Origin of the sequence: Pseudomonas sp. PIC25 (assembly GCF_002286785.1) — a bacterium.
Taxonomy (GTDB): domain Bacteria; phylum Pseudomonadota; class Gammaproteobacteria; order Pseudomonadales; family Pseudomonadaceae; genus Pseudomonas_M.
In genome coordinates, this window is the sequence record NZ_MUJY01000168.1 from 78,080 (window position 1) to 100,103 (window position 22,024).

Consider the following 22,024-nt stretch of genomic DNA (forward strand, 5'->3'; position numbering starts at 1 on the left):
CTGGAAGGAGCCTTGAACGAACCGGCGGGCGAGGAGTCATAGCACTTCTTGTAATGGTGAGCTGGACTCGCTGGTGTTCCTGAGTTGATCCCCTGAGAAGGTGACCTGAAAAGAATGTCTGACCGACAGCAGTACTCCCCGCATGAAGATGAAATCGATCTGGCTGAACTGATACGGTCTCTGTGGCAGCAGAAATTGCTCATTGCTGGCGTAGCCTTGGGCGTTACGTTGTTGGCGGCGGCATATGCCTTTCTTGCGACACCTTATTACAAGGTTCAGAGCGTAGTGAGGCCGGTGGACCAGGGCGCACTGGATGCGCTGAACGGTACCGAAATCTATGAACTCACCCCATCCGATGCCTTAGCGAGGGTAGCGGCAGCGCTTTCCTCCTATGAAAATCGACTTAAATACTTTCGCGAGAACCAGGCGCTGTTTGCTCCGTTGGCCGAATCGGGACGCTCGCTGGAGCAGGTTTTCGAAGAATTCAATGCGCAAGCGTTCACCATGCTGCAACCCGATCCGAAGAAGGCGGGCGGTCTGAAAGAATATGTCGGTTTATCGCTCGTCTACCCCAAGGGAGTCGATGGTGTAGCGGTAGTCAATGGGATGGTGATGGCTGCGATACGGGCCGAGCAGCAAGCGGTTGCCGAAGACCTGAAAGCCTTGATTGCCAACCGTCTGGCCAATCTGGAGCAGAAGATCGAGGCCGCCAGGGCCAATTACAACGCCTCCAAAGAGGCTCAGATCGCTACGCTGCTCGAAGAGGACGCGTTGCAGCGCGCCAAATTGCAGGATGAGCTGGAGGCCTTGCGAGGCGAGCTCAAGACGCGTCGCGAGAGTCGTATCAGCGAGCTGGAAGAGGCGATTCGTATTGCTGAGTCGCTCGGCATAGCCAAGCCCACTACACCATCGGCCATGTCCGATGCTCAATCCCGGGGGCAAGTCGTGCGGACCGAGGTCACTAGTCGTGAAATCCCTCTGTACTTCATGGGGACTGAAGCGCTCCAGGCTGAGCGGAAGGCCCTGAGTGAGCGAAGTTCGGATGATTTCGTCGAGCCTCGGATCGCCGAAATCAAGAAAGAGCTGGAGTTGCTGAAGCACAACCGGCAGGTCGAGTTGCTCAAGCAGCGGCAGGATGAAGACCTTTACCTGAAGGACTTGGCTCTCTGGCGAGAGGAGGCTGCCCGATTGAAAGGCATCAAGTTCGACGCATCCGGCTTGCAGCTTGTCAGGGTCGACCAGATGGCCTTGGAGCCTCTTTCCAGGGTTAAGCCGAAGCGGGCTCTGGTCATGGCCTTGGGGATGGTTATCGGCGGCATGCTGGGGCTTTTCGTGGCCCTGTTGCGCAATCTCTTGCGTAGAGGCGAGCCTGGCGTAGCGGTGCCGGCTTAGTGGCTGGTCGGCATGGATTGAATGCTTGGTGCTGAGTTTCCAATCTGCAGCAAGCGCCAACTACCAGTGTAAAAGTGTGATGGAGGAACTGGAATTTTTTTCGAAATGAATGGATGGGCAGACTGTCAAGTCTTGTATTGTCATTCCTGGCTGGCAAAATGCCCCCGTTTCGAGAGGGTATGGCTTCAGCTCTCTCCGTCTGATTGGCTGACGACAGCAGGATTCACCTAGGATCGTCGTCTACCCTGTCAGGGTTGTTGTTGACGCTATCCAAAGATGGACCTTCCTGTGAATACGATTTCTGCCCACCTTCCCGTCCAGCCTGTGCTGAACGACGAAATCGACCTGGCCGAGCTGTTTCGCTCGCTGTGGGCTCAGAAACTGCTGATCGCTGCAATTACCGTGGCCAGCGCTCTGTTGGCAGCAAGCTATGCCTTCTTCATCGCCACCCCTGAATATCAGGTACAGAGCCTGCTGCGCCCGGCCGCCATCAAGGACCTCGATGCGCTGAACGGAACGGAAGTCTATCCGCTCACTCCGGATGAAGCGTTGCGCCGTGTCGGAACCGCTCTGGACTCATACGAAACTCGCCTGGAGTTCTCCCGCGCCCATCCCGAGCTATTCGAGGCGTTGCAAACGCCCCTGCGTTCCCCCGAGCAAGCCTTCGAGAAGTTCAATGACGAAGCCTTCCAGATGCTGCTGCCGGACCCGAAAACGAAGAGTCTGACCCCCTATGTCGGTATCCGGCTTACTTACCCTGAAGATGTTCAGGGCGTGTCGATCGTCAACGGTCTTGTGGAATTCGCCTTGCAGCGGGAGCGCGAGCTGATTGCTGCCGACCTGCAGGCGGTGATCAAGAATCGCCTCGATAAGCTGGAGCGAAAGATAGAGGCGGCCCGCGCCAGCTATGAAACCAGCAAGCAAGCCAAGATCGCGACGTTGCTGGAGGCGGACGAGCTCAAGCGGGCGAAACTCCAGGACGAGCTCAGGGCGCTCCGGCAGCAGCTGAAGACGCGCCGCGATGACCGCATCATGCAGTTGAACGAAGCGATTCGAATCGCCAAGTCCCTGGGCATTGCCAAGCCCACCACACCTTCTGCGCTGGGCGATGAAGGACGATCCGCACAGGGCAATGTGATTCGTACCGAAGTGAACAACCAGCAGATACCGCTTTATTTCATGGGTAGCGAGGCACTGGAAGCCGAGCGGGATGCCCTGCAGCAACGGCGTTCGGACGATTTCACCGAGCCGCGTATCGCCCAGATCGCCAAGGAACTGCGGTTGCTGGAAAACAACCGCGAAGTGGAAATCCTCAAGCAGCGCGAGAACGACGATCTCTTTCTCAAGGACCTGGCCCTCTGGCGCGAGGAGGCGGCGCGTTTGCGTGCTTTGGACGTGGACGTTTCCAAGCTGAAGCTGGTCCATATCGACCAGGCGGCCGTGGAGCCGTCTAAACCGATAAAACCGAAGAAATTACTGATTCTGGCGTTTGGGATCGTATTGGGCGCCATGTTGGGCGTTTTCATTGCGCTCATCAGAAATATCGTGCGTCGCAAGCCCGATACCTTCGCCATCTTGCGATGATTTTCTGATCCATTCCAACGATACCTCTGGACAAGGCTGGCACCCTGGGGCCGCTTTGCCCAGCGGGGTTCATGGGGAACCCTGCCATGTTAAGGGACTGACCCATCATGCAATTTCCTCTCATCGACCACCACGGCGCCACCCAGGGCGTAACCGGCTCCTGCCATCAGTTGCGAATGGACGCGAGCCATAGCCTGTTGATCGACTGCGGCCTGTTCCAAGGCGCGGAAACCTCACCGGAAGGCCGCACGGCAGCCGGCAACCTGGCCATCGATTTTCCGCTGGATACCGTCAAGGCGCTGGTCGCCACCCATGTCCACATCGACCATGTCGGACGGATTCCTTATCTGCTGGCGGCAGGCTTCAAAGGACCGATTCTCTGCAGCGAGCCATCGGCGCGCTTGCTGCCTCTCGTGCTGGAAGATGCCTTCAAGCTCAGCGTCAGCCGCGACCAGGCGAAGGTCGAGCGTTATCTGCAACTGATCGAACAGCGCATCATCGCCTTGCCCTACAAGACATGGTTCACCCTGGTCGATACGGCGGAGCTGCGTTGCCGCGTCAGGCTGCAGAGGGCAGGGCATATCCTTGGTTCGGCTTATGTCGAGATAGACCTGACGTACCCTGGCCAGGGTAGCAAGCGCATCCTCTTCTCCGGAGACCTGGGCGCGCCGCATGCTCCTCTTTTGCCGGCGCCGAAACCACCGTACCGGGCTGACATCCTGATATTGGAAAGTACCTATGGCGATCGTCTGCATGAGGATCGCCGAACCCGGCGCCAGCGCTTGCAGGCGGTGATCGAGCAGGCGCTGGCGGATCGCGGCACGGTGCTTATCCCCGCATTCAGCATCGGTCGTACCCAGGAACTGCTTTACGAGCTGGAGGACATCATCCACCGCCGGGCTCGTCAGCGCGTCGCCACCGCACCCCGCTCTGGAGCCCAGGGAGAATTGGGCGTCGATTGGCCCGAGCTGCCGATCATTCTGGATTCGCCCTTGGCCAGCCGGTTCACGACGGTTTATCGCCAGTTGCAGTCTTTCTGGGACCAAGAAGCGCTACAGCGTGTAAAATGCGGCCGCCGTCCACTTGGGTTTGAGCAGTTGGTCACGGTGGATGAGCATGCCGATCACCTCCAGATGGTGCGGCACCTGGCCGATACGGCGCGACCGGCCATTGTGATCGCCGGCAGCGGTATGTGTTCCAGCGGCCGCATCGTCAATTACCTCAAGGCGATGCTGGGCGATAAGCGCCACAACGTGCTCTTCGTCGGTTACCAGGCCAAAGGCACGCCAGGGCATGCTCTCCAGACCCATGGGCCGAAAGGCGGATATGTGGACTTGGATGGCGAGCGGCATACTATTCGGGCCGGTATCGCCACCATCGGTGGCTATTCGGCTCACGCCGACCGGCACGGATTGCTGAACTTCGTGACCCGCATGCGGGAGTGGCCAGGCGAGATACGCCTGGTCCATGGCGAAGCATCGGCCAAGCGGGCGCTAGCAGAGCTTTTGCGTAGCCGCTACGAACAACGGAACCGCCCGGTGACCATCGTCACCCCGGATTAAGTGGAGTGCCAAGGGCGATCTCAGCGATCGCGGGTGTAGCTTCAGTGGATTGATTGGAAAGTCCCTACCATGGCCCGGTTCATTGGCCAGGGGCAAGGTGATACGGATATGAAGAATGGCACTGCGGACCGCGCGACCAGTCAGTACCGGGACAAGTCCTGGTACCTCGTGCAGTGCAAGCCTCGGCAGGACGAACGTGCCGAGGAACATCTGACCCGTCAGGGGTACGCCTGCTACCGCCCGCATTGTCGGCGGGAGCGGCTGGTGCGCGGCCATCGGCAGGAGGCGACCGAATCGCTGTTCCCCGGCTACCTCTTCATCCACTTGGCTTCGAACGACAACTGGTCTCCCTTGCGCTCGACCCGTGGCGTCAATCGCGTGGTTTCCTTTGGCGGGCGGCCGATCGCCATTGATGACGCTTTGATAGCGCAATTGCAGCATCGCGCGGAACCCGACGTCGAAAAAATGCTCCAACCCGGCGAAGCGGTACGCATCCTGGAGGGCAGTTTCGCCGAACTCGACGCCATTTTCCTGTCCATGGATGGCGATGATCGCGTCGTACTACTCATGAACTTGCTCCATCGCCAGCAGCAGATCAGCCTGCCGCTGGCGAGTATTCGTGTGCATTGAATAAACGACCGTTGCCGGAGTGCGTGGGCGCTCTGGGTGGTTTGTCATTTTCAGGAATCGTTCTCAGGAAGGCGACGCTAAATCCTGGGGCGGTAGCGTGCCCAGGTACGGGCTCGAATCTAAACATAAGAGCGAGCTTTGCTCGCGATTGATAACGGTAGGCAAAGGCTATCCCCGATCAGCGATGAACAAAACCGGAAACGTACTCAAGAGCCCATGCCAGCCCACACCCTGACACGCCTGTTCAACCTCGCACTGCGCGGTGTGACGTTGGCCAGCAAGTTCCTACTGATCTTCTTCCTGGCGCGCTTCCTCGAGCCGGCAGAGCTGGGGCTGTATGGCCTGCTGGCGGCGACCATCGGTTATGCCCTGTATTTGCTGGGGCTGGACTTCTACACCTACACCACCCGGGAATTGCTCAAGCGAGACCGTGGAGAATGGGGCGGACTCCTTAAAGACCAAGGTGCGCTGACGTTAGTTCTCTATGTGCTGTTCGTGCCGTTGCTGTCGCTGGTCTTCGCAACGGGGACGTTGCCTTGGCCGGTGGCGGGCTGGTTCTTCGGTCTGATCGTCCTCGAACACCTGAACCAGGAATTGATGCGGCTGCTGATCGCGATATCCCGTCCCGTGCTGGCGAACGTGGTGTTGTTCCTCCGCCAGGGGGCCTGGGCGGTGGTCGCCACGGCGCTGATGTTCTTCGATCCGGAGACCCGCAACCTGGAGACCGTGTTGCTGGCCTGGACGCTGGGCGGCCTTGCCGCGCTTCTTTTGGCCGCCGGCCGGCTGTGCCAGTTACGCATCGGTGGTTGGCGTAAGCGGGTCGATTGGTCCTGGATTCGCCAGGGCATCAAGGTGGCGGTGCCGATGCTGGTGGCGACGCTGGCGATACGCGGTGTGTTCACCCTGGACCGTTACTGGCTGGAGGCCCTGTCAGGCTTGGAGGTATTGGGCGCCTATGTGCTGTTCATGGGCATCGGCAACGCCATGATGTCTTTCCTCGACGCTGGGGTTTTTGCCTTCCTTTACCCCGGCCTGATCAGCGCGTTCCAGAAGGGAGACGCCGACGCCTTCCGCCAGGGCGTGAAGCGCTTCTTCATCCAGACGACAGTCTTTTCACTGTGTTTCGCCCTGGTAGCGCTGGCCCTGATCGATCCCCTGCTGAACTGGCTGGGCAAGCCGCTCTATCGCGAGCAGCAGGGCATGTTCCCCTGGATCCTGCTGGCTATCTTTCTTTATGCTCTGGGCATGATTCCGCACTATGCGTTGTACGCACAGGGAAGGGATCGGCCGCTGATTCACAGCCATATCGCCAGCTTGGTTGCCTTCATTCCGGCGACCTGGCTCTTTTCAACCCACTGGCCCCACCTTGCCGTTCCGCTCGGCCTGAGTGTCGCCTTTCTTCTGATACTCGTCTGGAAGACAACGGCCTATTTCCGGCTGACTCCAGTGCAGTATCGTCACTGCTGCCCTGAAACACAGGCTTCAACCTGAGGAACCGCTGCATGTTCAACGACAAGTCCATTCTCATCACCGGTGGCACCGGCTCGTTCGGCCACACCTTCGTGCCGATGATCCTGGCTCGCTACAACCCGCGGCGCGTGATCATCTATTCCCGTGACGAGATGAAGCAGTGGGAAATGGCCAAGAAATTCCAGGGCGATACCCGTGTGCGCTTCTTCATCGGTGACGTGCGCGACCGTGAGCGTCTCTACCGTGCCCTGGATGGGGTGGACTACGTGGTCCATGCCGCCGCCACCAAGATCGTACCGACCGCCGAATACAACCCGTTCGAGTGCGTGAAGACCAACGTCATGGGCGCGATGAACCTGATCGATGCCTGCATCGACAAGGGTGTGAAGCGTGTAGTCGCCCTGTCCACCGACAAGGCGAGCAGCCCGGTCAACCTCTACGGTGCCACCAAGCTGGCCTCCGACAAGCTCTTCGTGGCCGGCAACTCCTACGCCGGCGGCCATGACACCCGCTTCGCCGTGGTGCGCTACGGCAACGTCATGGGCTCCCGTGGCTCGGTCATCCCGTTCTTCATGTCCATCAAGGACAAGGGTGTGCTGCCCATTACCGACGAGCGCATGACCCGCTTCATGATCTCCCTGGAAGAGGGCGTCGAGCTGGTCTGGCATGCCTTCGAAGACATGGAAGGCGGCGAAATCTATGTGAAGAAGATTCCCTCCATGAAGGTGACCGATCTGGCCCGAGTCGTCGCACCGGAAGCCCGCCAAGAGATCGTCGGCATTCGCCCCGGCGAAAAACTGCATGAGCAGATGATCAGCGCGGAAGACTCCTACTACACCTACGAATACCCTGAGCACTTCAAGATTCTGCCGGTGATCAACAACTGGTCGTCCTGCGAGAAGCGCATCAAGGACGGCAAGAAAGTGCCGGAAGGCTTCGTCTACGCCAGCGACAACAACACCGAGTGGATGAGCGACGAAGAACTGCAAGCCTGGATCGACAAGAACCGCGAAAAGATCGGGAGCATCTGAGCCATGATTCCCTACGGTCGCCAGGACATCACCCAGGCCGACATCGATGCCGTCGTGGGTGTGCTGCAATCCGACTTCCTGACCCAGGGCCCGATGGTGCCGCGCTTCGAACAAGGCGTGGCCCGGCATGTGGGAGCCGAGCATGCGCTGGCGGTGAACAGCGCCACCTCGGCCCTGCACATCGCCTGCCTGGCGCTGGGGCTCGGGCCGGGCGATCGGCTCTGGACCAGTCCGGTCACCTTCGTCGCCTCCGCCAACTGCGGCCTGTACTGCGGTGCCAAGGTGGACTTCGTGGACATCGACCCGCGTACTTACAACCTGTGCCCGAAGGCGCTGGAGGCGAAACTCCAGCAGGCCGAGCGCGACGGCACGCTGCCCAAGGTGGTGGTACCGGTGCACCTGTGCGGCCAGCCTTGCGACATGCAGGCCATCCATGCCCTGGCGAAGCGCTATGGTTTCCGCATCATCGAAGACGCCTCCCATGCCATCGGGGGTAAATACCAGGGCGAGTTCATCGGTAACTGCCGTTATAGCGACATCACCGTTTTCAGCTTCCACCCGGTGAAGATCATCACCACCGCCGAAGGCGGCATGGTACTGACCAACGATGCTGCGCTGGCCGAACGCATGGCACTGCTGCGTAGCCACGGGATCACCCGTGAACCGTCGAAGATGACCCACGAATCGGACGGCCCCTGGTACTACCAGCAGATCGACCTCGGCTTCAACTACCGGATGACCGAACTGCAGGCCGCGTTGGGCGTGACCCAACTGGAGCGTCTCGACCGCTACGTCGCCCGTCGTCACGAACTGGCCCGGCGCTACGACCAGTTGCTGGCAGGGCTGCCGGTCACCACGCCCTGGCAACACCCGGACAGCTACTCCGGCCTGCACCTCTACGTGATCCGTCTGCAACTGGAGACGCTGCGCAGCAGCCACCGCCAAGTGTTCGAATCGCTGCGCGAGCAGGGCATCGGCGTCAACCTCCACTACATTCCGGTCCATACCCAGCCGTACTACCAGCGCATGGGCTTTCAGGCCGGTGACTTCCCCGAGGCCGAACGTTACTACCGCGAAGCCATCAGCCTGCCCATGTTCCAGACCATGACGGAACAGCAGCAGGATAAAGTGGTAGGGATATTGCGCGAGGTGCTATGTTGAAAAGCGTAGCTGTCCTTCAAGCGCGGACCTCTTCGTCGCGCCTTCCGGGGAAAGTGCTGTTACCTATCAATGGGGTGCCGGTTGCGATATTGGCAGCTAAGCGAGCAGCAAATACCGGCCGTGACGTGATTATCGCCACCTCCGACGAGTGGAGCGACGACGAGCTTGCCAAGGTTGCTCAGGCTCATGGTGTGAGATGTTTCAGAGGAAGTCTGAACAATACGCTCAGCCGTGTCGTTGGGGCTCTTGCTGAATACGATGATGGCACCGTTGTTTTTCGCTTGACGGGAGATAACGTCTTTCCAGATGGAGTGTTATTGGACGAAATAGAAAGGGATTTCCTGTCCAAGGGCATAGACTACATGTTCTGCAATGGGGCTTCTTCGGGGCTTCCTTATGGAATGAGTGCAGAGGTGACCTACTTGCGGTGTTTGCGAGAGGCCCTTGCAAACACCGACGATCCTTTCGATACGGAACATGTAACCCCATATATTGCAAGAACCTATGGTCGTGTAGCCTTTGATAAGTATGTTGCGATGGCGAAGGGGCATTACCGTTGCACAATCGACTGTTTGGATGACTACCTAGTCGTTCAGGGCGTTTTTGCTGGCGTTGAAGATGCTTTTTCTATATCGGCGTTTGATTTGATGCTGCGCTTGGATGGGCAGCCTTATCAGCCGATTGTAAAAAAGCCAGCGGCCAAATTGGTACTAGGCACTGCTCAACTGGGGTTGAATTATGGTGTTGCTAACACCATAGGGCGCCCTAGCCAGGAGGTGAGTCGCGAAATCGTTAAGACAGCTATCTCTAATGGTGTCTCTTTCATAGATACCGCGCGTGCATATGGAGAGGCTGAGAAAGTTGTTGGCCAGTCTTTACAGGCCGGCTGGCAGGGTCGGGCAGGGATCATTACGAAACTCTCCCCTCTGTCGGATTGCCCAGCAAATGCATCGGCCAATGTTGTAAACGCCTTTGTGGATGCAAGTGTTCATATGTCACGCGCAAGCCTGTGCTTGCAGAAGCTCGATGTGTTAATGCTTCATCGCGCCAGTCACTTTGATGAGTGGGGTGGTGCGGCTTGGCGTAGGTTGCTTGAGCTTAAAGAGCTTGGTTTTATAGCTGAGTTAGGCGTATCCGTACAATCACCGGCTGAGCTAATTATGGCTCTTGAGCATGAAGATGTTTCCTATATTCAATTACCACTGAATATTCTCGACTGGCGTTGGAAGGATTCAGTTCCCCGGATTTTGAAAGCTAAATTATCGAGGCAGTTAAGTATTCATGTAAGGAGTGCTTATCTTCAAGGCGTTATTCTCAGCCAAGAGGCTGAGGTGTGGCGAGTTGCAAACATTGAAAATGCTTCTGCTTATATTGAATGGTTGGCAGATACGGCGAGGAAGTTTGATCGCCGCAGTATTCAGGATTTGTGTATTGGATATCTTGCCTCTCTTGATTGGATTGATGGAATTGTTGTTGGCGTCGAGTCGGTCGATCAAGTGCGGTCAAATGTCGAACTGTTCAGTTTCGATAGTTTGACTGTTGATCAGGTTCGAATCGTTGACGAGACTCGGCCATTATTATCAGAGCGTAGTTTGAATCCGGCTCTATGGAGAAAATAATGAATCAAGGTGCGGATATTTTTTCCCTTAAAGGAAAGGTCGCCTTGATAACCGGGGCTACAGGGTACCTTGGTTCGGCTATGGCCTTCGTCTTGGCTGAGGCAGGGGCAACGGTGTTGGTGAATTCTCGCTCTACTATTCGTAGCAACGAGTTAGTAGAAGAGATTCGCCGCTCCGGCTTCAAGGCCGATCCAGCGGTATTTGATGTGTCTGATGAAACTGCCGTCAAAGGCTTCTTTGAGAAAAATCCAGACCTCAGCCTGGATGTTTTGATTAATAACGCCTATGTAGGCGGAGCCGGTAGCATCGAACTTTCTGATTCATCCTCTTACATCAAAAGCTACGAAGTTACGCTGGTTGCGGCGCATAACATGCTGCGCTACTCCCTTCCGTGTTTACGGAGGGCGGTCAAAAATTCCGGTGATGTAAGCGTAATTAACATAGCATCAATGTATGCATTGGTGAGTCCGGATCAGGGTATCTATGATTCTGCTCAATCCGTGAACCCGCCATTTTATGGTGCAGCCAAGGCAGGTTTGGTCCAATGGTCGCGCTATGCCGCATGCGAATTTGGCCATGAAGGCATCCGTGTAAATAGCATTTCTCCCGGGCCGTTCCCGTCCGAAAAGGTGCAAGTAGAAAACCCGCCTTTCATCGAGTCGTTGTCCAAAAAGGTACCGCTTGGTCGTGTAGGACGCTCGGATGAAATCAAAGGGCCTGTCTTGTTTTTGGCCTCATCAGCGTCTTCATTCGTTAACGGATCAAATCTCACCGTTGATGGCGGCTGGACATCTTGGTGAATAGGGCGATGCACATGGCGATACGTGCGGACGCTTCGTTGCAGATGGGCAGCGGCCACGTCATGCGATGCCTGACCCTGGCCGACGCCTTGAAGCAGAAAGGCGTGGAATGCCACTTCCTTTGCCGGGAGCATCCTGGCCACCTCATCGAACTGGTCCGCGGCAAGGGCTATGTCGTTCATGTCCTGCCTTGCGAACCGGAGAGCCCGATAGACCGCGACGGTCCGGCTCACGCTGCCTGGCTGGGTGCCACCCAGGAGCAGGATGCGCTGGCCTGCCGGCCCATCCTGCAGGCGCTCCAGCCAGACTGGCTGATCGTCGATCACTATGCCCTGGACATTCGTTGGGAAGAGCGCCTGCGCCCCTTCTACCGACGGTTGATGGTCATCGATGATCTGGCTGATCGGGCCCACCAATGCGACTTGTTGCTCGATCAGAACCTGGGGCGAAAGCCAGTGGATTACGCCGGGCGGGTTCCAGAGGCGTGCACTGTGCTCGTGGGGCCGCAGTACGCCTTGTTGCGACCGGAGTTCGCGGCGTTGCGAGAGTACAGTCTTGAACGTCGTAAGCATCCCAAACTACAGAAACTGCTCATCACCATGGGCGGCGTGGACCAGCCCAACGCCACAGGCAAAGTCTTGGACGCTTTGAAACACAGCGTCTTGCCGGACGATCTTCGGATCGATGTCGTAATGGGAGCCAAGGCTCCCTGGTTGGAGGAAGTCAGGCAGATTGCCAGGGATATGCCCTGGCCGACCGATGTGCTGGTCAATGTCGTCGATATGGCCCAACGCATGGCGGACTGCGATCTGGCTATTGGTGCGGCGGGAGGAACCTCATGGGAGCGATGCTGCCTGGGCGTGCCGACAATCATCGTGGTCCTTGCCAATAACCAGCGCTCAGGAGCCCAGGCGCTACAGGATGCGCATGCTGCGTGCCTGCTTGGAGACACCCCGGAAATTTCCCGACTTTCTGCCACACTCATGCGGCTTGAACAGCGAAACGAGCTGGAAACAATGTCGGTCATGTCCGCGCGGATAACCGATGGCCTGGGGGCTAGCCGCGTCGCCGATTCACTGACGGGATTGCCTGGATGAAAAAAACACAGGTTCGCCCTATGGTCGAAGCAGACTTGGAAAGGGTACTCGCATGGCGAAACCATGCGGACGTTCGCCGATACATGTACACCCAGCATGAAATTGGTTTCGATGAGCATCGAAGCTGGTTCGAGCGAAGCGTATCCAACCCTGCAAGGCATCTTCTGGTTTTCGAACTGGAGGGTACGCCTACCGGCTTCATCCACTTCAATCGGTTGAGCGACGGTGGCATCGCCGACTGGGGATTCTATGCCGCGCCCGACGCGCCCAAAGGCAGCGGGCACCTGCTGGGTGGCGCAGCACTGGATCATGCCTTCGTGAACCTAGGATTTCACAAGATTTGCGGCCAGGCGCTGGCTTACAACGAACGCTCCATCAACTTCCATCGCCGGTTGGGATTTCAGCAGGAGGGCATCCTGCGTGACCAACATTTCGATGGAGAACGCTATCACGCCGTGGTGTGCTTCGGCCTGCTCAAGCACGAATGGCAGCCGCTTCAAGAAGGATAAGCAACATGTCGAACCATCCCAGCATTTCCATCGCCGGGCGCCGTATCGCCATCGACGAGCCGCCCTACGTCATTGCCGAGCTGTCCGCGAACCATAACGGCAAGCTCGAGACGGCCATGAGCATCATTCGGGAAGCCAAGGCGGCGGGCGCCGACGCAGTCAAACTGCAAACCTACCGGCCGGACACCATCACCCTCGATTGCAACTCGGAAGACTTTCAGATTCATGGTGGCCTTTGGGATGGCCGCACACTCTACGAATTGTATGAAGAAGCGCATATGCCGTGGGAATGGCACAAACCGCTGTTCGACTACGCGCGCGAGCTTGGCATCACTATTTTCAGTTCGCCGTTCGACAGCACTGCGGTCGATCTCCTCGAAGATCTGAACGCACCGGCCTACAAGATCGCTTCCTTCGAAGCCGTGGACTTGCCCCTGATCAAATACGTGGCCAGCACCGGCAAGCCCATGATCATTTCCACCGGCATGGCCGATGCCGAGGAAATTCAGGAAGCCATCGAGGCGGCACGTGAAGGCGGCTGCAAGGAGCTGGCGATCCTCCATTGCGTCAGTGGCTATCCGGCTCCAGCCGAGGATTACAACCTGCGCACCATCCCGGACATGATCCAGCGCTTCGGTCTGGTAACGGGCCTATCCGACCACACTCTGGACAACACCACAGCCATAACCAGCGTGGCGCTGGGCGCTTCCATCATCGAGAAGCACTTCACGTTGGATCGTAGTGGCGGCGGACCCGACGACAGCTTCTCCTTGGAACCGAAAGAGCTGGAAGCCCTGTGCCGAGATAGCAAGACGGCTTGGGCCGCCTTGGGGCGAGTTGACTATGGGAGGAAGTCCAGTGAGCAGGGGAATGTTCAGTTTCGGCGGTCTTTGTATTTCGTGAAAAACCTGAAGGCCGGGGATGTAATTACTGCGGATGCGGTTCGTAGTGTGAGACCGGGCTTTGGCTTGGCACCAAAAGATCTTAATGAAATATTAGGAAGACAGCTTATTTCTGATGTGTCTACTAACTCTCCGGTTGCTTGGAAGTTTATTAGTAAGGATTAAGCCAGATAATGCGGCATATAATAATAGGTTTTACTCCTTTTCATGCTTTTTTTGCTGAGAGATTGATTGGTCACTTAGAGGGTGAGGTTTTTTGTTTGTTCACTAAAGGCTGGCCTGCTAGTAAGAAGGGCTACTCGCGATTAGGTGTCTTCATTAGAAGAAATCTTCTTCTGCAAAGCGTCAGCTATCTGCTCTCTTTTATCTATTTTACTTTTTGGGTTAGATGGTGTTTATGGTCGGGGCGTGAGTTGCATATCTATATTCCGCATCCATCAAATATTTTTACCAATTTTTTATTTTTTTCAAAGCATGTTTCTTCGGTAAATATATATGAAGATGGTCTTTTGAATTACTATGATGCGGACTCGTCAAGAGGGGGGGTTGGGTTTTTCCTAAAGTTATTTGCTTGGTTGTGTGGTGTCCCGTTTAAAAAATATGAGGGGCATCTTGCTGGTTATGATGCGAGAAAAGTTCGGTCAATATATGTTTCCAGAGCGGACGGCGTGGTTGGAAGAGAAAAAGTTGATCATGTTATTCAGCTACGGCCCGTTAGTTTGCCGATAGATTTTGTGAAAGGGCGAGTATTGTTTTTGGATCAAGATGTGAGAGCCTTTCTCTCGGTAGGTTGCAAGGAGTCTCTTGTTTTGAAAATGTTTGAGGTGTATCCGCCTGAACGATATCAATATTTTTACAAAGGGCATCATGATTATCAGAACTTGATAGGGGGGATGGTCAGATTAGAAGGCAAGGATGCTTTGCTACCGGCGGAAGTGGTTGTTCCTGAGTTGAAACCCGAAGTGGTTGTCAGTTTTTTTAGTTCGGCATTGTTGAATATTGTAAATGCATTCCCAAATATACACTGCGTGGCGTTGGCCGCTGAGAGTGTGTCTATTTCGAGAGACGGTGTTCCTGGATCGCTGGCAGATATATTTAATAGCAGTGGCGTATGTTGTTTTCCTAAGAGTGGCGCCTAATGTCAAGAAATATTGTTGTGGGGGGCTGTTTTAATTTATATACGAAGCTTTTGCTGGCGATTTTGGTTCTTGGTCTTTTTGCCTTTTTGGGTTTTTCGGGGTGGGGCGGTGGAAGGGCGAACTATGATGGAAGCGTTATTTTTTTTTCCTCTCTGCTATGGTTTGTTTTTTTGCTCGTAGTTGGTGCTATTTCCGAGCGGCTGTTTTGGCAATTTGCGCCATTTGCTATTTTCTTTACTCCGAACGCGGTTAATGATTTTTGGCCATCCTCGCCTATGGCTGCGGGTGAGGCTAGTCCATATTTTTCATATTTTACTCATATAGATATTTACCTTCTTATGGGGGTGCTTGCTTATTGCGATTTCCAGCAGAGGCGGCCGAAGAGAGAAGTTTTTATGTTTTTCACTTTTCTGTTGATTTTTCTGGTTGTTTTTTTGGGAGCGATTTGGCGTGGAGAATTTTGGCACGTACTCCAAGGGAGCTATCAATTACGTTACTTAATTTATCTTTTGCTACTGTTTATATATGCCGATCCCTTTAAGTATGAGGGGGATTTCTCTCTCTCATTGAAGGCTGTTTTGATTTTAATTTTTTTTGAGGCGACTGTATTTAGCTTGGTCAAAAGTGAGCAGCGACTGACGAGCGGAAATTATGGTGTTAATTCTTTGGGGCATTTAATGGCTGCCGGTACGGCTTTTTTAGTTTTGCAGGCGGGCGGGCTCTCTAAGAAAATCGGTAATTATTTTTTGGCCTTAGTGTTGATTTTGGCAGTGCTGGCCACAGCTACGAGATTTTCTTTGGTTGCTCTCTTTTCTGCCTTTTCAATGATCTATATTCTAAAGCGAGGAAAGCTCTCCAGTTTTTTCTTTGGCTTGTCGATTCTGATCGGTATGTTTGTTTTCTTTATTTCGTTCGTGCCGGCCGGGGAAAGTATGTGGGAAGGGATTTTAACGATTGGTCAAAATGTTGACGATCCTTCTGCTATCTCGGTAACCCCTGAATCCAGTTCTATGATCACTAGGCTTAGGTTGTGGTGGGCAACTTTAGAAATGATTGGTGATCATCCGTGGCTTGGGATAGGTCCTGGGGTTTGGGCGTTTCTAAAGGTTAACTATGGGGTTGAGTTTGAGTCAATTTTAGATCCACATCAGGATCTCTTAAGTTATTTGGTGTCTTATGGTGTGGTTTTGGGAGGGGTGTTCTTCATAAGCGTATTCATTCTGCCAATTTTTAAGGTTGGCAAGTTAAGAGGATTATATTCTGGCTCCCTATGGGGATGGGTGGGTATTATTTTGGTGCTTCTGTTTGCAGGGGCAACTAATGCAGTGACGTGGAAGCATCAGATTTCTGCGTTGGCTTACTTTTCATCCCTTATGGTTGTTTTTTGGAACTCTAGGTTTGTAGGATATCGTGTTTAAAAAAATATCTATTTTAGGGATTCGAGGTCTTCCTGCTCAGCATGGTGGATTTGAGACCTTTGCAGAAAAGCTCTCTCTATTTCTCATTGATAAAGGCTGGAAGGTTACTGTTTATTGTCAAGAGAACAGCGTGGGTGAAGTTTTTGAGAGTAATTGGAGGGGGGTGAGGAGAGTGCATATTCCTGTTAGTCGGGAAGGAGCACTAGGTACCGTTATTTTTGATTGGAAAGCGGCTCGCCATGCATTGGCCGAAGAAGGGATTTTCCTGACGCTCGGGTACAACACGGCTGTTTTTAACCTGCTGCAACGCATCAAAGGTCAGATCAATGTCATTAATATGGATGGCATCGAATGGCGCCGAGATAAATGGGGCCCCATCGCCAAAACCTGGTTTTGGCTGAATGAACGGGCAGGTTGCTGGATTGGCAATCATCTGATCGCCGACCATCCGAAGATCAAGGAGCATCTGGCCACTCGGATATCGGCAGACAAGATCACCATGATCCCCTATGGCGGTGATGAGGTCATTGAAGCGGATGCAGGCTTGTTGAGCCGTTACGACATTCAAGCCAATGAGTTTTCGGTCATTATTGCCCGCCCGGAACCTGAGAATTCGTTCCTTGAGATGGTGCGCGCGTTCAGTCGGGAGCAACGAAACCATAAGCTGGTTGTTCTTGGTAATTTCACACCGGAAACCAATGCTTTTCATCGCCAGGTGATGGAGGCTGCCAGCGATGAGGTGGTGTTCCCAGGGGCAATATACGAGGCGCCCGTCGTGCAGGCGCTGCGCTTTCATAGTCGCTTCTATCTTCATGGTCACCGCGTGGGAGGGACCAATCCATCGCTGGTGGAGGCGCTGGGTGCCGGTTGTGCCGTCATTGCCCATGACAATCACTTCAATCGCTGGGTTGCCGGCCCCGAGGCGGCATATTTTCAGAACGAGGCGGCTTGTGCCGAGCTATTCGATAGTCTTCTGTACGACTTGGCATCGGTTGAGCGAATGAAGTCGGCTAGCCGGGCTCGTTTCAAGGAGCGCTTCACCTGGGAGCAGGTACTTCGGGAGTACGAGGACCTGTTGACCCGTTGGTATCCAAAATAATGAGTCAAGAAACGAGCATATCTATGACTTCTCGCATTCTGGTCACCGGCGGCGCCGGCTTCATCGGCTCCGCCGTCGTACGCCATCTGATCGGCAACACGGCATTCGAGGTTGCCAACCTCGACAAACTCACTTATGCCGGCAATCTGGAGTCCTTGGCGACTGTGGCGGATTCGGCGCGCTATCGCTTCTATCACGTGGATATCTGCGATGCGTCTGCGTTGGAAAAGGTATTTGCCGAGTTTCGGCCGACCGCGGTGATGCATCTGGCGGCGGAGTCCCATGTGGACCGTTCCATCGATGGGCCTGCGGATTTCATCGAGACCAATATCGTCGGTACCTACACATTGCTGGAGGTGGCGCGTCGCTATTGGAGCGCCTTGCCGGAGGAGGCGCGTGGTGCATTCCGCTTCCATCACATCTCCACCGATGAGGTGTATGGCGATCTGGAGGGTACGGACGATCTCTTCACCGAGACCACGCCTTATGCGCCCAGCTCCCCTTATTCGGCTTCCAAGGCCAGTTCGGACCATCTGGTTCGCGCTTGGCATCGCACCTATGGCCTGCCGGTGCTGGTGACCAACTGCTCGAACAACTACGGGCCGTACCACTTCCCGGAGAAACTGATCCCTCACATGATCCTCAACGCGATCCATGGCAAGCCGCTGCCGGTATATGGCGACGGCTCGCAGATTCGCGACTGGCTCTATGTGGAGGACCACGCGCGGGCTTTGTGCGAGGTGGTGTGCCGGGGTGTAGTGGGCGAGACCTACAATATCGGCGGGCATAACGAGAAGCGGAATCTACAAGTCGTGGAAACCATCTGCGCGCTTTTGGAAGAGCTGGCACCAGAGAAACCCTCCGGCGTTGCGCAGTACAGCGACTTGATTACCTTCGTCAAAGATCGTCCGGGGCACGACAAGCGCTACGCCATCGACGCGGGCAAGATCGAGCGAGAGCTGGGGTGGAAGCCGCAGGAGACCTTCGAGAGCGGAATCCGCAAAACGGTTCAGTGGTATCTGAGTAATCGCCAGTGGTGGGAAAGGGTGCTGAGTGGTGCTTATCGATTGGAGCGTATTGGCGAACTGTGAACAAGTAGTCCGGCTCTTAGGCTGGCACTTTATTAAGTGTTTCATTGTTTTTATTTGTCAAATAAATTTCAGCACGCTTGCCCGCATCGATCATTGGTTTCTCTAAATGACGATAAATAAAATGGCTGACTAGAATTGTGCAAGGCAGGACGAAGATAAAGAGAAACAGGCATTTTATAACAGGAGAATCATTGCTCAGTAGCGGGTAAAGATAAGTGAGGCTATATTTGCTGATAACGCCGTGCAACAAATAGATCGAATAAGACGTGTCGCCTAAGAATCTAAGAGGCTTGTCAATAAAGTTTGGGAAGGATGGGCGAAGGTAGAGTAAGGAAAAGCAGGCTCCACCGCAGCAGAAGGTAAATACGAGACGCTCGATTCCTGTGACAAGGGTGATCAGGTCGCCTTTCGCGGGATACATGATAAAGATGAAAACACTGAAAATCAGCGCGGCGGCCGCCGCGCGTTGGGTGATTTCTATTTTTCGTCGAGCCCATGCCGCACCAATGCCTAGCGCAAAGAGGAAAAGCTGATTCAATGGGTTGACATAGGTTGCCCATTGTTTGGCAAGCGTGTTTTCTGGGGTCAGGGCAACGAAAGCAAAGTAGGCATACAGTGCGAGGATTAGGCATAGCACGGAAAAAAACAGCCAGCGATAGCGTGCCAGGATAATGAGTATCGGAAAAGTAAAATAAAAGACAACCTCGTTGCCAATAGACCAACCGCCGGTCGGGACATAAGTCGCAGGATCATAGAAGCCAAATATGAGAAAGAAATTGGAGAAATAGGCAAGCCAGTCTGGTGTAAAGGGGGGTAAGGTTATAACCGCTAAAAGAATGATCGATGCTGTCGCCAACCAATATACCGGAGCGATCCGAAAAAATCGCTTGATTGCAAAGATGCCGATGTTTTTGATGGACCAGCGCGTGTCTGCATAGATTTGATAAAGCGCAATGCCACTAATAACATAGAACAGTGAAACGGCATAGATGCCGAGCCGGGCCAAAATGGTATCGCTCGAAGGTACCCCCAGGCTCCAACTGACAAAATGATAAATAAGAACAGAAAGAGCCATCAGGCCACGCAGATAATCGATTGAAAGAATTCGTTGCATTGAGAAGGTGCCTTTTAGCAAGTGATGCATTATGACGGATTGAGTTAGTGATCGAAAACCACCAAACTTCCCTGCCGCAACGATCCCGACGATGGGTATGACACAGAGGGCTCAATGAACTACAAAGGAATCATCCTCGCCGGAGGCTCCGGAACCCGGCTGCACCCCATTACCTTGGGCGTTTCCAAGCAACTGCTGCCGATCTACGACAAGCCGATGATCTACTACCCGCTGTCGGTGCTGATGCTGGCGGGGATTCGCGAGGTGCTGGTGATTTCCACCCCGGACGACCTGCCGGGTTTCCAGCGCATGCTGCGTGATGGCAGCCAGTTCGGCATGAGCATTGAGTATGCCGAGCAGCCGAGCCCGGATGGGTTGGCTCAGGCGTTCATCATCGGTGCGGATTTCATCGGCGATGACAACGTCTGCCTGGTACTGGGCGACAACATCTTCTACGGCCAGCACTTCTCCGAGGCGCTTCAGGAAGCGGTTTCGCGGCAGAGCGGAGCGACGGTGTTCGGCTACCACGTGCAAGACCCGCAGCGCTTCGGCGTGGTGGAGTTCGACGCCCAGGGGTGTGCCGTGAGCATCGAGGAAAAGCCGGCCAAGCCGAAGTCCAACTACGCGGTGACCGGTCTGTACTTCTATGACAACGACGTGGTGGAGATCGCCCGGGCTATCAAGCCCTCCGCCCGTGGCGAACTGGAAATCACCGATGTGAACAATGCCTATCTGAAGCGCGGCGACCTGCATGTGAGCCTGCTGGGGCGTGGCTTCGCCTGGCTGGATACCGGTACCCACGATTCGCTGCTGGAGGCCGGCCAGTTCGTGCAGACCATCGAGCATCGCCAGGGGCTGAAGGTGGCCTGCCTGGAGGAAATCGCCTTCCGCCAGGGTTGGATCGGGGCCGAACAGTTGTTGCGTCAGGCCGATGAATTGAGCAAGACCGGCTATGGCCAGTACCTGCGCCGGGTAGCCGAGGGGTATCAGTGATGAAGGTGATCGAGACGTCCATCGCCGGGGTGAAGATCATCGAGCCGAGAGTGTTCGGCGACGAGCGCGGTTTTTTCCTGGAAACCTTCCAGGCCCGGCGCTATGCCGAGGACGCGGGGATCGACCTGCCGTTCGTGCAGGACAACCACTCCCGCTCGGCGAAAGGCGTGCTGCGCGGACTGCACTTCCAGAAGACCAAGCCACAAGGCAAGTTGGTGCGGGTGGTGCGGGGCGAGGTTTTCGACGTGGCGGTGGATATCCGTCGCGATTCGCCGACCTTCGGTCGCTGGGAGGCGGTGATCCTCTCCGAGGAGAATAAGCGGCAGTTCTGGGTGCCGCCGGGCTTGGCCCATGGCTTCGTCGTGCTCTCCGAGACGGCCGACTTCGAATACAAGTGCACCGATTACTACGATCCCAGCGATGAGGCCTGCCTGATCTGGAACGACTCCTCCGTGGGTATCGAATGGCCACTGGCGGAGCCACAGCTTTCCGCCAAGGACGCCCAGGGGCTGACGCTTCGGGAGCTGTTCGGATGAAGGTCGTGGTGACGGGAGCCAACGGCCAGGTCGGGCGTTCGCTGGTGGAGCGCCTGGAGCGCTTGGACTGGCAATGGGAAGCCCATGGGCGGGATACCCTGGATATCGCCGATGAAGCGGCCGTGGCGGCGTTGCTGGAGCGCTTCCGTCCGGACATGGTGATCAATGCCGCCGCCTATACGGCCGTCGACAAGGCCGAGGCGGAGCCGGATGCGGCACTGCGCGGCAACGTGGAGGGCCCAGCGGTGTTGGCCCGGGCGTGTCATGCGGTGGGCTGCGCATTGGTTCATCTCTCCACCGATTATGTGTTTTCCGGCGAGGCCGAACGGCCGTACATAGAAACCGATCCCACTGCCCCCCAAGGTGTATACGGCCGCACCAAGCTGGAAGGGGAGGCGGCCATCCGCGACGCCTGTCCGGCGCATGTGATCGTGCGTACCGCCTGGGTGTTCAGCGAGCACGGGCACAACTTCATGAAGACCATGCTGCGGCTGGCTGGCGAGCGCGATGAGTTGCGTGTGGTCGATGATCAGCTGGGGTGCCCTACCTATGCCGGCGATATCGCCGATGCTGTGCTGCGCATCGCCGAGCGGCTGGTCGCTGGAGGGGAGGGGTTGTATGGCACCTACCATTTCGCCGGCGACAAGGCGGTGACCTGGTGCGGGTTCGCACGCGCCATCGTTACCCGCGCAGCGGAGGTAGGGTTGATTGCCAAGGCCCCCCGGATCGTGGGAATCGCTACCCATGAATATCCCACGCCGGCAAAGCGCCCCGCCTATTCGGTGCTGGATTCGTCGCGCATTGGCGCGGTGTTTGGCATTGAACCGTCCGATTGGCAGGCGGCGTTGGTGAGGATTCTGGTGGCGTAGGCAGAGGT

Annotated in this window: 20 protein-coding genes; 19 read left to right on the top strand and 1 reads right to left on the bottom strand. The window is 55.6% G+C overall.

Features of this window, described 5'->3' with window-relative positions:
* Positions 1-114 precede the first annotated feature (114 nt).
* The 16 genes from BZL41_RS21435 to rfbB all read left to right on the top strand — a co-directional run bounded on the left by BZL41_RS21435 (position 115) and on the right by rfbB (position 18,504).
* On the top strand, positions 115-1,392 hold the full coding sequence (locus BZL41_RS21435; RefSeq protein WP_095601145.1) for a Wzz/FepE/Etk N-terminal domain-containing protein: 1,278 nt from the start codon (positions 115-117) through the stop codon (positions 1,390-1,392).
* A 288-nt stretch (positions 1,393-1,680) separates the two neighbouring features.
* The gene (locus BZL41_RS21440; RefSeq protein ID WP_256578216.1) at positions 1,681-2,976 is read left to right on the top strand and encodes a Wzz/FepE/Etk N-terminal domain-containing protein; all 1,296 of its coding nucleotides are present in this window, start codon (positions 1,681-1,683) and stop codon (positions 2,974-2,976) included.
* A 107-nt stretch (positions 2,977-3,083) separates the two neighbouring features.
* The gene (locus BZL41_RS21445) at positions 3,084-4,538 is read left to right on the top strand and encodes an MBL fold metallo-hydrolase RNA specificity domain-containing protein (protein WP_095601147.1); all 1,455 of its coding nucleotides are present in this window, start codon (positions 3,084-3,086) and stop codon (positions 4,536-4,538) included.
* Between the two features lie 108 nt (positions 4,539-4,646).
* Positions 4,647-5,168: a transcription/translation regulatory transformer protein RfaH gene (gene rfaH, locus BZL41_RS21450; RefSeq protein WP_174706195.1), complete on the top strand. Its 522-nt coding sequence runs from the start codon at positions 4,647-4,649 to the stop codon at positions 5,166-5,168.
* A gap of 216 nt (positions 5,169-5,384) precedes the next feature.
* Positions 5,385-6,659: a lipopolysaccharide biosynthesis protein gene (locus BZL41_RS21455; RefSeq protein WP_095601148.1), complete on the top strand. Its 1,275-nt coding sequence runs from the start codon at positions 5,385-5,387 to the stop codon at positions 6,657-6,659.
* An 11-nt stretch (positions 6,660-6,670) separates the two neighbouring features.
* Positions 6,671-7,669 carry a UDP-N-acetylglucosamine 4,6-dehydratase (inverting) gene (gene pseB, locus BZL41_RS21460; RefSeq protein ID WP_095601149.1) on the top strand — a complete coding sequence of 333 codons (999 nt, stop codon included), beginning with the start codon at positions 6,671-6,673 and terminating at the stop codon, positions 7,667-7,669.
* A 3-nt stretch (positions 7,670-7,672) separates the two neighbouring features.
* Positions 7,673-8,830: a UDP-4-amino-4,6-dideoxy-N-acetyl-beta-L-altrosamine transaminase gene (pseC, locus tag BZL41_RS21465; protein ID WP_095601150.1), complete on the top strand. Its 1,158-nt coding sequence runs from the start codon at positions 7,673-7,675 to the stop codon at positions 8,828-8,830.
* Entirely contained in the window at positions 8,824-10,449 is a 1,626-nt protein-coding gene (locus BZL41_RS21470) for an aldo/keto reductase (protein ID WP_095601151.1), read from the top strand. Before pseC ends, BZL41_RS21470 begins: the two co-directional genes overlap by 7 nt.
* Positions 10,449-11,249, top strand: a complete 801-nt coding sequence (locus BZL41_RS21475) for an SDR family NAD(P)-dependent oxidoreductase (RefSeq protein ID WP_095601152.1) — start codon at positions 10,449-10,451, stop codon at positions 11,247-11,249. The genes BZL41_RS21470 and BZL41_RS21475 overlap by 1 nt, the downstream gene beginning before the upstream one ends.
* A gap of 8 nt (positions 11,250-11,257) precedes the next feature.
* Positions 11,258-12,346 (top strand): UDP-2,4-diacetamido-2,4,6-trideoxy-beta-L-altropyranose hydrolase, encoded by a 1,089-nt coding sequence (gene pseG / locus BZL41_RS21480; protein ID WP_095601153.1) that lies wholly within the window; start codon positions 11,258-11,260, stop codon positions 12,344-12,346.
* Positions 12,343-12,855 (top strand): UDP-4-amino-4,6-dideoxy-N-acetyl-beta-L-altrosamine N-acetyltransferase, encoded by a 513-nt coding sequence (gene pseH, locus BZL41_RS21485; protein ID WP_256578217.1) that lies wholly within the window; start codon positions 12,343-12,345, stop codon positions 12,853-12,855. Before pseG ends, pseH begins: the two co-directional genes overlap by 4 nt.
* A gap of 5 nt (positions 12,856-12,860) precedes the next feature.
* A complete protein-coding gene (gene pseI / locus BZL41_RS21490; protein WP_095601155.1) occupies positions 12,861-13,922 on the top strand; it encodes a pseudaminic acid synthase in 1,062 nt (353 codons plus the stop codon).
* An 8-nt stretch (positions 13,923-13,930) separates the two neighbouring features.
* Positions 13,931-14,896, top strand: a complete 966-nt coding sequence (locus BZL41_RS28200; RefSeq protein WP_143518139.1) for a hypothetical protein — start codon at positions 13,931-13,933, stop codon at positions 14,894-14,896.
* Positions 14,896-16,314, top strand: a complete 1,419-nt coding sequence (locus BZL41_RS21495; RefSeq protein ID WP_095601156.1) for an O-antigen ligase — start codon at positions 14,896-14,898, stop codon at positions 16,312-16,314. Before BZL41_RS28200 ends, BZL41_RS21495 begins: the two co-directional genes overlap by 1 nt.
* Positions 16,307-17,413 carry a DUF1972 domain-containing protein gene (locus BZL41_RS21500; RefSeq protein ID WP_095601157.1) on the top strand — a complete coding sequence of 369 codons (1,107 nt, stop codon included), beginning with the start codon at positions 16,307-16,309 and terminating at the stop codon, positions 17,411-17,413. Before BZL41_RS21495 ends, BZL41_RS21500 begins: the two co-directional genes overlap by 8 nt.
* Positions 17,414-17,436: 23 nt before the next feature.
* Positions 17,437-18,504 (top strand): dTDP-glucose 4,6-dehydratase, encoded by a 1,068-nt coding sequence (rfbB, locus tag BZL41_RS21505; protein WP_095601158.1) that lies wholly within the window; start codon positions 17,437-17,439, stop codon positions 18,502-18,504.
* A gap of 16 nt (positions 18,505-18,520) precedes the next feature.
* Here the strand turns inward: rfbB and BZL41_RS21510 are convergent, their stop codons facing one another.
* A complete protein-coding gene (locus BZL41_RS21510; protein WP_168191049.1) occupies positions 18,521-19,618 on the bottom strand; it encodes an acyltransferase in 1,098 nt (365 codons plus the stop codon).
* A 114-nt stretch (positions 19,619-19,732) separates the two neighbouring features.
* Between BZL41_RS21510 and rfbA the strand changes: the two genes are divergently transcribed.
* Genes rfbA through rfbD form a run of 3 tightly spaced genes read left to right on the top strand, consistent with a single transcriptional unit; the run spans position 19,733 to position 22,016 of the window.
* Complete coding sequence (gene rfbA, locus BZL41_RS21515; protein WP_095601160.1) at positions 19,733-20,611, top strand: glucose-1-phosphate thymidylyltransferase RfbA; 879 nt, start codon at positions 19,733-19,735, stop codon at positions 20,609-20,611.
* Positions 20,611-21,147, top strand: coding sequence for a dTDP-4-dehydrorhamnose 3,5-epimerase (rfbC, locus tag BZL41_RS21520; protein ID WP_095601161.1), 537 nt, complete (start codon positions 20,611-20,613; stop codon positions 21,145-21,147). The genes rfbA and rfbC overlap by 1 nt, the downstream gene beginning before the upstream one ends.
* Complete coding sequence (gene rfbD / locus BZL41_RS21525; RefSeq protein ID WP_095601162.1) at positions 21,144-22,016, top strand: dTDP-4-dehydrorhamnose reductase; 873 nt, start codon at positions 21,144-21,146, stop codon at positions 22,014-22,016. Before rfbC ends, rfbD begins: the two co-directional genes overlap by 4 nt.
* Positions 22,017-22,024 lie beyond the last annotated feature (8 nt).

What these genes read in the sequence shown, in the direction of transcription:
- BZL41_RS21470 (WP_095601151.1), top strand. Translation starts at nt 8,824, where the DNA reads ATGTTGAAAAGCGTAGCTGTCCTTCAAGCGCGGACCTCTTCGTCGCGC.
- rfbD (WP_095601162.1), top strand. Translation starts at nt 21,144, where the DNA reads ATGAAGGTCGTGGTGACGGGAGCCAACGGCCAGGTCGGGCGTTCGCTG.
- pseC (WP_095601150.1), top strand. Translation starts at nt 7,673, where the DNA reads ATGATTCCCTACGGTCGCCAGGACATCACCCAGGCCGACATCGATGCC.
- pseH (WP_256578217.1), top strand. Translation starts at nt 12,343, where the DNA reads ATGAAAAAAACACAGGTTCGCCCTATGGTCGAAGCAGACTTGGAAAGG.
- BZL41_RS21510 (WP_168191049.1), bottom strand. Translation starts at nt 19,618, where the DNA reads ATGCAACGAATTCTTTCAATCGATTATCTGCGTGGCCTGATGGCTCTT.
- BZL41_RS21495 (WP_095601156.1), top strand. Translation starts at nt 14,896, where the DNA reads ATGTCAAGAAATATTGTTGTGGGGGGCTGTTTTAATTTATATACGAAG.
- BZL41_RS21475 (WP_095601152.1), top strand. Translation starts at nt 10,449, where the DNA reads ATGAATCAAGGTGCGGATATTTTTTCCCTTAAAGGAAAGGTCGCCTTG.
- rfaH (WP_174706195.1), top strand. Translation starts at nt 4,647, where the DNA reads ATGAAGAATGGCACTGCGGACCGCGCGACCAGTCAGTACCGGGACAAG.
- pseI (WP_095601155.1), top strand. Translation starts at nt 12,861, where the DNA reads ATGTCGAACCATCCCAGCATTTCCATCGCCGGGCGCCGTATCGCCATC.
- rfbB (WP_095601158.1), top strand. Translation starts at nt 17,437, where the DNA reads ATGACTTCTCGCATTCTGGTCACCGGCGGCGCCGGCTTCATCGGCTCC.
- rfbA (WP_095601160.1), top strand. Translation starts at nt 19,733, where the DNA reads ATGAACTACAAAGGAATCATCCTCGCCGGAGGCTCCGGAACCCGGCTG.
- pseB (WP_095601149.1), top strand. Translation starts at nt 6,671, where the DNA reads ATGTTCAACGACAAGTCCATTCTCATCACCGGTGGCACCGGCTCGTTC.
- BZL41_RS21455 (WP_095601148.1), top strand. Translation starts at nt 5,385, where the DNA reads ATGCCAGCCCACACCCTGACACGCCTGTTCAACCTCGCACTGCGCGGT.
- BZL41_RS21435 (WP_095601145.1), top strand. Translation starts at nt 115, where the DNA reads ATGTCTGACCGACAGCAGTACTCCCCGCATGAAGATGAAATCGATCTG.
- pseG (WP_095601153.1), top strand. Translation starts at nt 11,258, where the DNA reads ATGCACATGGCGATACGTGCGGACGCTTCGTTGCAGATGGGCAGCGGC.
- rfbC (WP_095601161.1), top strand. Translation starts at nt 20,611, where the DNA reads ATGAAGGTGATCGAGACGTCCATCGCCGGGGTGAAGATCATCGAGCCG.
- BZL41_RS21445 (WP_095601147.1), top strand. Translation starts at nt 3,084, where the DNA reads ATGCAATTTCCTCTCATCGACCACCACGGCGCCACCCAGGGCGTAACC.
- BZL41_RS28200 (WP_143518139.1), top strand. Translation starts at nt 13,931, where the DNA reads ATGCGGCATATAATAATAGGTTTTACTCCTTTTCATGCTTTTTTTGCT.